This is a genomic window from Burkholderia sp. LAS2, from assembly GCF_018417615.1.
Classification (GTDB): domain Bacteria; phylum Pseudomonadota; class Gammaproteobacteria; order Burkholderiales; family Burkholderiaceae; genus Burkholderia; species Burkholderia sola.
Genome location: NZ_CP071054.1, coordinates 679,348 through 691,291 on the forward strand (window position 1 = coordinate 679,348; position 11,944 = coordinate 691,291).

10 protein-coding genes are annotated in these 11,944 nt (G+C 66.8%); 3 read left to right on the forward strand and 7 right to left on the reverse strand.

The window, feature by feature from the left end; all coding sequences use genetic code 11:
• Window positions 1-75 precede the first annotated feature (75 nt).
• From JYG37_RS32205 to JYG37_RS32215, 3 genes are read left to right on the forward strand one after another with little or no spacing between them, the layout of a single operon-like run.
• On the forward strand, window positions 76-1,200 hold the full coding sequence (locus JYG37_RS32205) for an efflux RND transporter periplasmic adaptor subunit (protein ID WP_089490367.1): 1,125 nt from the start codon (window positions 76-78) through the stop codon (window positions 1,198-1,200).
• A complete protein-coding gene (locus tag JYG37_RS32210) occupies window positions 1,197-4,337 on the forward strand; it encodes an efflux RND transporter permease subunit (RefSeq protein ID WP_213346680.1) in 3,141 nt (1,046 codons plus the stop codon). Before JYG37_RS32205 ends, JYG37_RS32210 begins: the two co-directional genes overlap by 4 nt.
• Window positions 4,338-4,370: 33 nt before the next feature.
• Window positions 4,371-5,177 (forward strand): oxidoreductase, encoded by an 807-nt coding sequence (locus tag JYG37_RS32215; protein WP_204384546.1) that lies wholly within the window; start codon window positions 4,371-4,373, stop codon window positions 5,175-5,177.
• A gap of 75 nt (window positions 5,178-5,252) precedes the next feature.
• Here the strand turns inward: JYG37_RS32215 and JYG37_RS32220 are convergent, their stop codons facing one another.
• The 7 genes from JYG37_RS32220 to JYG37_RS32250 form a co-directional block, all read right to left on the reverse strand.
• On the reverse strand, window positions 5,253-5,651 hold the full coding sequence (locus JYG37_RS32220; RefSeq protein WP_089490480.1) for a RidA family protein: 399 nt from the start codon (window positions 5,649-5,651) through the stop codon (window positions 5,253-5,255).
• A gap of 109 nt (window positions 5,652-5,760) precedes the next feature.
• The gene (gene benD, locus JYG37_RS32225; RefSeq protein ID WP_050013940.1) at window positions 5,761-6,537 is read right to left on the reverse strand and encodes a benzoate diol dehydrogenase BenD; all 777 of its coding nucleotides are present in this window, start codon (window positions 6,535-6,537) and stop codon (window positions 5,761-5,763) included.
• Window positions 6,534-7,556 carry a benzoate 1,2-dioxygenase electron transfer component BenC gene (gene benC, locus JYG37_RS32230; protein ID WP_213346681.1) on the reverse strand — a complete coding sequence of 341 codons (1,023 nt, stop codon included), beginning with the start codon at window positions 7,554-7,556 and terminating at the stop codon, window positions 6,534-6,536. The genes benD and benC overlap by 4 nt, the downstream gene beginning before the upstream one ends.
• A gap of 40 nt (window positions 7,557-7,596) precedes the next feature.
• Complete coding sequence (gene benB / locus JYG37_RS32235; RefSeq protein WP_050013942.1) at window positions 7,597-8,085, reverse strand: benzoate 1,2-dioxygenase small subunit; 489 nt, start codon at window positions 8,083-8,085, stop codon at window positions 7,597-7,599.
• Window positions 8,082-9,440: a Rieske 2Fe-2S domain-containing protein gene (locus JYG37_RS32240; RefSeq protein WP_050013943.1), complete on the reverse strand. Its 1,359-nt coding sequence runs from the start codon at window positions 9,438-9,440 to the stop codon at window positions 8,082-8,084. The genes benB and JYG37_RS32240 overlap by 4 nt, the downstream gene beginning before the upstream one ends.
• A 122-nt stretch (window positions 9,441-9,562) precedes the next feature.
• The gene (catA, locus tag JYG37_RS32245; RefSeq protein ID WP_050013944.1) at window positions 9,563-10,513 is read right to left on the reverse strand and encodes a catechol 1,2-dioxygenase; all 951 of its coding nucleotides are present in this window, start codon (window positions 10,511-10,513) and stop codon (window positions 9,563-9,565) included.
• 51 nt (window positions 10,514-10,564) lie between these two features.
• Complete coding sequence (locus JYG37_RS32250) at window positions 10,565-11,701, reverse strand: muconate/chloromuconate family cycloisomerase (protein WP_213346682.1); 1,137 nt, start codon at window positions 11,699-11,701, stop codon at window positions 10,565-10,567.
• Between the last annotated feature and the right edge of the window lie 243 nt (window positions 11,702-11,944).

Below are 11,944 nucleotides of genomic sequence, written 5' to 3' on the forward strand. Positions count from 1 at the left end.
CCATTTGTGACCATTGACTATATTGGTCACTAGATACACAATGAAAGCCCCGATCACTTCATCACTGGGTCTTTCATGGTTCGGCGTCGCCTCGCTTTCTTCGCAGTCGCTTCCGCACTGCCCGTCGCGCTAGCCGCCTGCAGCGGAAAAGCGCCGTCCGATCCGCGCACGGAGGCGCCGCTCGTGCGCACCGCCGTCGTGCAGGCGGCCGTCCCCGCGTCCCGCTCGTTTACCGGAACCGTCGCCGCGCGCGTGCAGAGCGATCTCGGCTTCCGGGTAGCCGGCAAGGTGCTGGAGCGGCTCGTCGATACCGGGCAAACCGTGCGGCGCGGCCAGCCGCTGATGCGGCTCGACCCGGTCGACCTGAAGCTCGCGGCGCGCGCCCGCGACGAGGCGGTCGCCGCCGCACGGGCCCGCGCGCGGCAGACCGCCGAGGACGAAGCCCGCTACCGCGACCTGCGCGGCACCGGTGCGATATCGGCATCCGCGTACGACCAGGCCAAGGCCGCGGCCGATGCCGCGAAAGCGCAGTTGAGCGCCGCCGAGGCCGACGCCGACGTCGCGCGCAATGCGACCGGCTATGCGCAACTCGTCGCGGACGGCGACGGCGTGGTGATGGAAACGCTCGCGGAGCCCGGTCAGGTCGTTAGCGCGGGGCAGCCGGTGGTGCGGCTCGCGCACGCCGGCAGCCGCGAGGCCGTGATCCAGCTGCCGGAAACCCTGCGCCCGGCGATTGGGTCGCTCGCGCAGGCCGGGCTGTTCGGCAAGCCGGACGTCGGCGTCCCCGCGACGCTGCGCCAGCTTTCCGATACCGCGGATGCGAGAACGCGTACTTTCGAAGCGCGCTACGTGCTGCAGGGCGCGCTGGCCAATGCGCCGCTCGGCGCGACCGTCACGATCCGCATCGCGGACGACGCGCGCACGGCTTCGCAACCCGGCATGCAGGTGCCGATCGGCGCGCTGCTGGACGCGGGCAACGGGCCCGGCGTGTGGGTCGTCGCCGGCGAACCGGCCAAGGTGACGTGGCGGCCGGTCAAGGTCGAACATCTCGACGACGACGGCGCGCGCGTGTCCGGCGACGGCGCGCTCAAGCCAGGCGAGCGCGTCGTCGCACTCGGCGCGCAGTTGCTGCACGAAGGCGAAGCGGTCCGCGTGTCTGCGCCGCCCGCCACCATCGCGAGCGAAGGAGCACGGCCGTGAGCGAACGCCGCTTCAACCTGTCCGCGCTCGCCGTGCGCGAGCGCGCGATCACGCTGTTCCTGGTCTGCCTGATTTCGCTGGCCGGCCTCGTGTCGTTCTTCAAGCTGGGCCGCGCGGAAGATCCGGCGTTCACGATCAAGGTGATGACCGTCATCACCGCATGGCCGGGCGCCACCGCGCAGGAAATGCACGACCAGGTTGCCGAAAAGATCGAAAAGCGCATGCAGGAGCTGCGCTGGTACGACCGTACCGAAACCTATACGCGTCCGGGCCTCGCGATCACGACGCTGACGCTGCTCGACAGCACGCCGCCGTCTGAAGTGCAGGAGCAGTTCTACCAGGCACGGAAAAAGATCGGCGACGAGGCGACCAACCTGCCGGCCGGCGTGATCGGCCCGATGGTCAACGACGAATACGCGGACGTCACGTTCGCGCTGTTCGCGCTGAAGGCCAGGGGCGAACCGCAGCGCCTGCTGGTGCGCGACGCCGAAGCGTTGCGTCAGCGGCTGCTGCACGTGGCGGGCGTGAAGAAGGTCGACATCATCGGCGAGCAGGCCGAGCGCATCTACGTGCAGCTGTCGCACGACCGGCTCGCGACGCTCGGCGTGAGTCCGCAGGACGTATTCGCGGCGCTCAACGGCCAGAACGTGCTGACGGCGGCCGGCTCCGTCGAGACGCGCGGGCCGGAGATCTTCATTCGCGTGGACGGCGCGTTCGACAAGCTGCAGAAGATCCGCGACACGCCGATCGTCTCGCAGGGCCGCACGCTGAAGCTGTCGGACATCGCGACCGTCGAGCGCGGCTACGAAGATCCGTCGACGTTCATGATCCGCAACAACGGCGAACCCGCGCTGCTGCTGGGCATCGTGATGCGCGACGGCTGGAACGGGCTCGACCTCGGCCGCGCGCTGGACGGTGAAGTCGGCGCGATCAACCGCGAACTGCCGCTCGGCATGAGCCTGACCAAGGTCACCGATCAATCCGTGAACATCAGCTCGGCCGTCGACGAGTTCATGGTCAAGTTCTTCGCCGCGCTGCTCGTCGTCATGCTGGTGAGCTTCGTCAGCATGGGCTGGCGCGTGGGACTCGTCGTCGCCGCGGCCGTGCCGCTGACGCTGGCCGTGGTGTTCGTCGTGATGGCCGCCACCGGCAAGAACTTCGACCGCATCACGCTCGGCTCGCTGATCCTCGCGCTCGGGCTGCTCGTCGACGACGCGATCATCGCGATCGAAATGATGGTCGTGAAGATGGAGGAAGGCTACGGGCGCGTGGCCGCGTCGGCCTACGCGTGGAGCCACACGGCCGCGCCGATGCTGGCCGGCACGCTGGTGACCGCGGTCGGCTTCATGCCGAACGGCTTCGCGCGCTCCACCGCCGGCGAATACACGAGCAACATGTTCTGGATCGTCGGGATCGCGCTGATCGCGTCGTGGGTCGTGGCGGTGGTGTTCACGCCATATTTCGGCGTGAAGATGCTGCCCGAGTTCAGGAAGATCGAAGGCGGCCACGACGCGATCTACGACACGCCGCGCTACAACCGCTTCCGCCAGCTGCTGACGCGCGTGATCGCGCGTAAATGGCTGGTCGCGGGGTCCGTCGTCGGCCTGTTCGTACTCGCCATTCTCGGCATGGCGGTCGTCAAGAAGCAGTTCTTCCCGATCTCCGATCGCCCCGAGGTGCTCGTCGAGGTGCAGATGCCGTACGGCACGTCGATGTCGCAAACGAGCGCCGCCGCGTCGAAAGTCGAAGCGTGGCTCGCGAAGCAGAAGGAAGCGCGGATCGTCACCGCGTACGTCGGCCAGGGCGCGCCGCGCTTCTATCTGGCGATGGGGCCGGAGCTGCCCGATCCGTCGTTCGCGAAGATCGTGGTGCGCACCGACAGCCAGGACGAACGCGACGCGTTGAAGGCGCGCCTGCGCCGCGCCGTCGCCGACGGCCTTGCGCCCGAAGCGCGCGTGCGCGTCACGCAGCTCGTGTTCGGCCCGTATTCGCCGTTCCCGGTCGCGTATCGCGTCACCGGCCCCGATCCGGACACGCTGCGCGGCATCGCGTCCGACGTCGGGCACGTGATGAACGGCAGCCCGATGATGCGCACGGTCAATGCCGACTGGGGCACGCGCGCGCCGACGCTGCATTTCACGTTGCAGCAGGATCGCCTGCAGGCGGTCGGGTTGACGTCCAGCGCGGTCGCGCAGCAGTTGCAGTTCCTGCTGACCGGCGTGCCCGTCACCGCGGTGCGCGAGGATATCCGGACCGTGCAGGTCGTCGCGCGTTCGGGCGGCGACGCGCGGCTCGACCCGGCGCGGCTCGACGACTTCACGCTCGCCGGCGCGAACGGGCAGCGCATTCCGCTGTCGCAGGTCGGCAAGGTCGACGTACGGATGGAGGAGCCGATCCTGCGCTGGCGCGATCGCGTGCCGACGATCACGGTGCGCGGCGACATCGCCGACGGCTTGCAGCCGCCGGACGTATCGGCCGCGATCACGAAGCAGCTTCAGCCGATCGTCGCGCGGTTGCCGAGCGGCTACAGGATCGAGGAAGCAGGCTCCATCGAGGAATCCGGCAAGGCGACGAAGGCGATGCTGCCGCTGTTCCCGATCATGCTCGCGATCACGCTCGTCATCATCATCTTCCAGGTGCGCTCGATCTCGGCGATGGTGATGGTGTTCATGACGAGCCCGCTCGGGCTGATCGGCGTGGTGCCGACGCTGATCCTGTTCGGGCAGCCGTTCGGCATCAACGCGCTGGTCGGGCTCATTGCGCTGTCGGGAATCCTGATGCGCAACACGCTGATCCTGATCGGGCAGATCCATCAGAACGAACAGGCCGGGCTCGATCCGTTCCATGCGGTCGTCGAGGCGACCGTGCAGCGCGCGCGGCCGGTGATCCTCACCGCGATGGCGGCCGTGCTCGCGTTCATTCCGCTCACGCATTCGGTGTTCTGGGGCACGCTCGCGTACACGCTGATCGGCGGCACGTTCGCCGGCACGATTCTCACGCTGGTGTTCCTGCCGGCGATGTACGCGATCTGGTTCAGGATCGGGCCGGGTCGTGCCGCCGGCTCGCATCGCGGCGAACCCGAACCGGCGTCACTGACCGACTCCACGCTCGCGGCCGCGCTCGACGCACGCAACTGACGCGCCCACCATTCATACTCGAAGGAAACAATCATGTCGAACCCTACCGTTGTCGTCGTGACGGGCGTGTCTTCGGGCATCGGGCGCACCACCGCAGAGCAGTTCGCCAGACGCGGGTGCCGGGTGTTCGGTACCGTGCGCAGCATTGCCCGAACCGCGCCCGTCGCCGGCGTCGAGTTGATCGAGATGGACGTGCGCGACGATGCGTCCGTTCAATCCGGAATCCGTACGATCGTCGAGCGCGCCGCGCGTATCGACGTGCTCGTCAACAATGCGGGCACGAGCCTGATCGGCGCGGTGGAGGAAACGTCGGTGGTCGAAGCGGCGGCGCTGTTCGACACCAACGTGTTCAGCATCCTGCGCACGGTGCAGGCGGTGTTGCCGCACATGCGCGCACGGCGCGGCGGACGCATCGTCAACGTCAGTTCGGTGCTCGGGTTCCTGCCCGCGCCGTACATGGGCCTCTATGCGGCGTCCAAGCATGCGGTCGAGGGATTGACCGAAACACTCGATCACGAGCTGCGCCAGTTCGGCATTCGCGCGACGCTGGTCGAACCGTCGTTTACGCGGACCAGCCTCGACGTCAATGCGCCGCGCGCGAGCGCGAAGATCGCCGACTACGACCGCGAACGGACGCTTGCGGCGCGCGCGGTCGTCGACAACGTGAAAGCTGCGCCCGAGCCCGACGGGGTGGCGAGCACCATTGTCGAGGCCGCGCTCGGCGCGTGGCGCATGCGACGCGCGCCGAGCGGCGAGGCATCGCTTTTGCGTACGCTGCGGCGCTTCATGCCGGCCGGCCCGGTCGATTCGAGCCTGCGCAAGAAATTCCGGCTCGGGTGACGGGACGATCGATGCAAGCGCCTTATCGTCGCAAGGGGGCCGCAAGGACGGTTCCCTCGCAACGATACCCGTCGATCACCGCCGCAGCACCGCCACCGCCTTGATCTCGACGATATAACCGGGCGCGCCGCCGAGCATGTGCGCGCCGACGGCCGTCCATGCCGGCCGCGGATGCGCATGGAAATAGCGGTCGCGCACCTGCATGAACAGCGGCAGGTCGCGCATGTCGGTGTGGAACGTCGTGAGGTCCACGACGTCGTCGAACGAAGCACCGGCCGCCTCCAGCACGTGCTTCAGATTCTCGAACGCCTGCACGATCTGCGCTTCGCGATCCTCGACCCGCTGCATCGCGGCGTCGCGGCCGATCTGGCCGGATATGTAAAGCGTATCGCCGACCCTCACTCCCGGCGCATAGCCGATTTTTTCGTACACGGCCTCCATGCCGGCCGGGATGATCGCTTCGCGTTTGCTCATGAGTGTCTCCGTGACCGGGCTTGCCGCGCCGGCCCGTTATGTGATGGTCGTCGTGCGCCCGGCAGCGGCGCGTGCACTGTGAAGCACAGCAAATCGGCAGGCGCGCCCCTCAACCCGTATCCCCACCCGCGACCGGCAGCACCGTCCCGGTGATGTAGCTCGCCTCGTCCGACGCGAGGAACAGGATCGGCGCGATCTGCTCGTCGAGGCTGCCGTAGCGCTTGAAGTACGTCGATTCGGTCACCTGCCGCACGGCCTCGGCCATCCACGCTTGCTCCTGCTCGGTGTCGCCGGCCGCATTGCGCGGCACGCGGCGCGGCGGCGCACTGGTGCCGCCCGGCGCGGTGGCGACGACGCGGATGTCGTGTTCCGCATATTCCATCGCGAGCGCCGACGTCAGCGCGTTCACGCCGCCCTTCGCGGCCGAGTACGGCACGCGGCGAATGCCGCGCGTCGCATTCGACGAGATGTTGACGATCGTGCCGCCGCCGCGCGCGATCAGGTGCGGCAGCACGGCGTGACACGCATAGAGCGTCGGCATCAGCGAGCGGCGGATCTCCGCGTCGATCTGCGCCGGCTCGAACTCCGCGAACGGCCGCATCCGGATCGCGCCACCGACGCCGTTGATCAGGATGTCGATGCCGCCGAACGTCTGCACCGCGTATGCCATCGCCGCATGCGCGCCTTCGTACGTCTCGAGATCGGCGACGAAGCCGGCCGTCTCGCCACCGGTCGCTTCGGCCGCCACGTCGGCGACAAAATCCGCGCGATCGACGAACAGCACCTTGCCGCCCTCGGCCGCCGCGCGCAGCGCGACACCGCGGCCGATGCCCTGCGCCGCGCCGGTAACGACGACGACCTTGCCGGAGAATCGTTGCATGGTCATGCCGCCTTTGCCGTGACGTTGGGGGTGAACTTCTCGTAGTGGAAGCTGTTCGGCTTCACGCCTGCATCGTCGAAATACTGGCGCACCGCATCGACCATCGGCGGCGGCCCGCACAGATACACGTCGACGTCGCCGTCGTTCAGCGCGTCGGCCGGGATGTGCTGCGTGACCCAGCCCTTGCGTGCGTGGTTCGACGCCGAATCGGCAACGACCGTCGCGAAGCTGAAGTTCGGTAGCTTCGCCGCCAGCGCTTCGATCGCGTCGACCAGCACGAGATCGAGATCGCGCGTGACGCCGTAGATCAGGTGCACCTTCTGCTGCGACCCGCTGCGCGCGAGCACGTCGAGCATCGACAGGAACGGCGCGAGGCCCGTGCCGCCGGCGAGGAACAGCAGCGGCCGCTGCACGTCGCGCAGATAGAAGCTGCCGAGCGGCCCGTGCAGTTCGAGCGTGTCGCCGGGCTTCGCGGATGCAAGCCACGTGCTCATTACGCCGCCGGGAATCTTCTTGATCAGGAATCCGACCTTTGCGTCGCCCGGCGCGGACGAGAACGAATACGACCGATGCTGGCCGCTGCCCGGCACACCGATGTTCACGTACTGGCCCGGCAGGAACACCGGCGCATTCGCGCCGACGTCGAGTTCGAGCACGACGGCCGCATCATCGTGCTGCTCGACCTTCGTGACCGTCGCGACAAAGCTGCTTTGCCCGGTCTTGCACGCGACCGACGACGTCGGCACAGCGATCACGCAATCGCTGTGCGGCACCATCTGGCACGTCAGCACGAGGCCGCCGCCCTTTTCGTCCTCGGTGAGCGCATCGTCGATGTAATCGTCGCCGAGGTCGTAGTGCCCGCTTTCCGCGCGGCACTTGCAGGTGCCGCACACGCCGTCGGAGCAATCCATCGGCAGGTTGATCTTCGCGCGGAAGGCCGCGTCGAGCACCTTCTCGCCGGCCTTGCAGTCGATGAAGCGGGTTACCCCGTCCTCGAAATTCAATGCAATCCTGTAACTGGACATCGCGTCACCTCCACTTCCTTTCATGGCAAAACAACGGGCGTCAGACGTGATACACGTCGAGCACCTGCCGGATGTAGTCGTTCTTCAGCACGATCTTCTTGTGCGAAATCAGCAGTGCGTCGCCCGCCCGGCGCAACGTGACGAACATCGTGCCGAAGAAGTGATCGGTCACGCGATAACGGTGGTTCAGCGTGTGGAAGTTGTAGCGCACGTCGACCTCGTCGTCGCGTTCGGCCAGCACCTCGACGTTCGTCACGTTGTGGCTGGTGCGCGGCTCGGGCGTCGATGCGCCGCTGCGCTCGGTCTTGATCCGGAACACGCGATCCTCGAGTCCGCCGCGGTCCGCGTAGTACATCAGCGAGACCTGGCGCTGCGGATCGTCGGTCGGCCGATCGTCGTCGTCCCACGCCGGCATCCAGTACGTGACGTCCTCCGTGTAGCAGGTCAGCCACGCGTCCCACTCGCGATCGTCGAGCAGGCGCGCCTCGCGATACAGCGCCGCGCAAATCGTCCGGTAATCGAAGCTCATGCCGCCACCTCCCCGCGTTCCTTCTTCAGCGCATCGCGCATCACGTTCACCCAGTGTTCGTGCTGACACACGAACAGCCCTTCGTCCTCGCTGCGCTCGCCCGAAATGCGCGGGTTCAGCCCCATCTTTTTCGCGTTCTCGTCCGGCCCGTCGATCCACAGCGGCGCGCCGCGCGACAGGTCGTTCCACATCGCCGTGATGCCCGCATAGCCGGCCTGGCACGCACGAAACTCCTCGAGATCGTCGGCCGTGCCCATGCCGCTCACGTTGAAGAAATCCTCGTACTGGCGAATCCGCGTCGTGCGATCGGCTTCGCTCTCGCCCTTTGGCGCGAAGCAGAAGATCGTGACTTCTGTTTTGTCGACGCCGAGCGGCCGCACCACGCGGATCTGCGTGCTGAACTGGTCCATCAGGAACACGTTCGGATACACGCACAGGTTGCGCGTCTGGTTCACGATGAAATCGGCCTGAACGTCGCCGACGCGCGCACGGATCTCGTCGCGGTGCTGATACACGGGCCGCACTTCCGGGTTCATCGTCTGGGTCCACAGCAGGATGTGGCCGTGGTCGAAGCCGTACACGCCCGCGACCGACTTGCTCCAGCTGTTCGCATCGACCGCCTTGGTGCCGTCTTCCTTGCGGCGGCTCATCGTCGCCGCATAGTTCCAGTGCACGGTGCTGACGTGGTAGCCGTCGCAGCCGTTTTCCATCTGCATCTTCCAGTTGCCTTCGTAGATGTAGGACGAGTTGCCGCGCAGCACTTCGAGCCCGTTCGGCGCCTGGTCGACGATCTGGTCGATGATCACGCGCGCTTCGCCGAGGTAGTCCTCGAGCGGCAGCACGTCGGCGTTGAGGCTGCCGAACAGGAAGCCGCGATAGTTCGCGAAGCGCGCGACCTTCTTCAGGTCGTGCGAGCCGTGCGTGTTGAACTGCACCGGATACTCGGTCGTCTTCTCGTCCTTCACCTTCAGCAGCTTGCCGGTGTTCGAGAAGGTCCAGCCGTGGAACGGGCACGTGAAGCTGCCCTTGTTGCCGTGCTTGCGGCGGCACAGCATCGCGCCCTTGTGCGCACACGCGTTGATCACCGCATGCAGCTCGCCGCCCTTGTCGCGCGTGATGACGATCGGCTGGCGGCCGATCCACGTCGTGTAGTAATCGTTGTTGTCCGGAATCTGGCTTTCGTGCGCCAGGTACACCCAGTTGCCCTCGAAGATGTGCTTCATCTCGAGTTCGTACAGCTCCGCGTTCGTGAAGATGTCGCGGCGGCAGCGGAAAATGCCGGCCGCCTTGTCATCCTGCACGGCGGTTTCCAGCAGGTGATCCAGTTCGTTGGTAGCGTCGATCGTGACGGACATGATGGCTCCTTCCATGCGCGTGCCGCGTCCTGCAAGCACGCTCGCATCGATATCGGTTGAATCTCGGGGGACCGGCCAGCAGCGGCGACGCACGCACGCGCGCCACCGTGCTGCCGGACGGGTTATGCCGTGGCTGAGGCGCGCAGGCGGTCGACGATCTGGTTGTCCTTGCCCTGTACGCGCGGCGTCAGCACGAAGTTGAATTCGATGTCCTGGTACGCATCGGTCTTCATGCCGAGCGCCGTGCCGCCGGTCTTGTCGGTCACGGGCGGAATCAGCTCCTCGCGCGTCGCATACGCGAAGTCGTCCCAGATCAGCGGATCGCCGTCGATGTTGAACTGCGTGGTCAGCTTTCGATGGACATCGCTCGTCACGAAGAAGTGCACGTGCGCCGGGCGGTTGCCGTGTCGGCCGAGCCGGTTCAGCAGTTGCTGCGTCGCGCCCTGCGGCGGGCAGCCGTAGCCGACCGGCATCAGCGTGCGGAATTCGTATTGGCCGTCGGCGCCCGTCTTCACCGCACCGCGCAGGTTGAAGTCGCTCTGCTTGCCGGTCGGGTCGAAGTGCGAATAGAAGCCGTGCGAATTCGCATGCCAGCATTCGACCAGCGCGCCGGCCACCGGCTTGCCGTCGAGATCCTTCACCGTGCCGTGGATCACGAGCGGGCCCGCGCCGTCGTCCGCGTCGAGGTCGATCTTCGCGACGCCGTCGCGCACCGGGGCGCCCGCCACGTACAGCGGCCCCTCGATCGTGCGCGGCGTGCCGCCGTCGAGGCCGATCGCCTCGTCCTCGGCATCCATCCGGATGTCGAGATACTTCTCGAGACCGAGGCCGGCCGCGAGCAGCGCCGCTTCGCCATCCTGACCCAGCTTGTTCAGATAGTTCACGCCGGCCCACACTTCGTCGGGCGTGATGTCGAGATCGTCGATCGCCTTGAACAGGTCGCCGAGCAGGCGCAGCACGATCTGCTGCGTGCGTGCGTCGCCGTTCGTGCCGCTTCCGCCAGTCCCGCCCGCGTTCGATGCGGCCTTCAACAGATCCTGCACTTCCCGGGTATCGAAAACTTTGACGCTCATGATGCTGTCTCCATGTGTATTGGGGGGGATGGCGGTCTTTGCCTGGCTCGACTACCGCGCGACGTTCGTCAGCCCGTTGCGGGTGAAACGCCTGACCTTGTCCTCGTCGAGCACGATGTCGAGACCGGGGCCGTCCGGCACGGTCAGTTCGAAGTCGCTGTAGTCCAGCGGCTGGGTCAGGATTTCTTCGGTGATCAGCAGCGGCCCGAACAGTTCGGTGCCCCACTGCAGGTTCGCGACGCTCGCGAACAGGTGCGCGGACGCCACCGTGCCGAACGCGCCTTCGAGCATCGTGCCGCCGTACAGCTCGATGCCGGCCGCGTCCGCGATCGCGGCCACGCGCTGCGCGGCGAAGAGGCCGCCGCTCTGTTCGATCTTGATCGCGAACACGTCCGCGCCGTGCTGCTTCGCGATGTCGAATGCGCTGTCGGGGCCCTGCAGGATTTCATCGGCCATCAGCGCGACGGGGAAACGGCGCATCAGGCGCGTCAGCGCCGCGGCCGACGCGACCGGCTGCTCGACCAGTTCGCAGCCCGCATCGGCCAGCGCCGGAATCGCGCGCGCGGCCTGCGTTTCGCTCCACGCCATGTTCACGTCGACGCGCACCGACGCGCGCTCGCCGAGCGCCTTCTTGATCTCGGCCACGTGGCGGATATCCATTTCCGGCGCCTTCGCGCCGATCTTCAGCTTGAATACGTTGTGGCGGCGCAGGTCGAGCATCCGTTCGGCTTCGGCGATGTCGGTGGCCGTGTCGCCCGACGCGAGCGTCCACGCGACCGGCAGGCGATCACGGCGACGCCCGCCGAGCAGTTCGCTGACCGGCACGCCGAGACGCTTGCCGTGCGCGTCGAGCAGCGCGGTTTCGAGCGCGCTCTTCGCGAAATGGTTGACCTTCGCGAGCTTGCCGACGAACGCCATCAACGTCTGAACGCGCGTCGCGTCACGGCCGATGATCGCCGGTGCGAGGTAAGCATCGATCGCGAGCTTCATCGCTTCCGGGCTTTCCGGGCCGTAGGCCATGCCGGCGATCGTCGTGCCTTCGCCGATACCGGTCACGCCGTCGCTGCAGAACACCTTCACGAGCATCAGCGTCTGGCCGTGCATCGTGGCCACCGACAACTTGTGCGGGCGGATCGTCGGCAAGTCGACGAGACGGGTTTCGATGCGTTCGATGGTGGCGGAGGACATGGGGTGCGCTGCGTGGGGGCTGTTCATGGAACGGATTTATACGCGGCGGGGAAATCGGGCGTCCAATACTTTTGGGCGGGATTTTCGATACCTGATTGGTATTGAAATCGCCCCCTGAATGCGAAATATTGCGGTGCGCCATACCTGTTTGGGTAGGCAGACGGGCTGGGAGGGTTGATGGAGCGGGTTGCGCGGGGTCGGGGGATCGTTTGGGCGGGGGCCTGCCGAGGCTGCTTGCGGCAG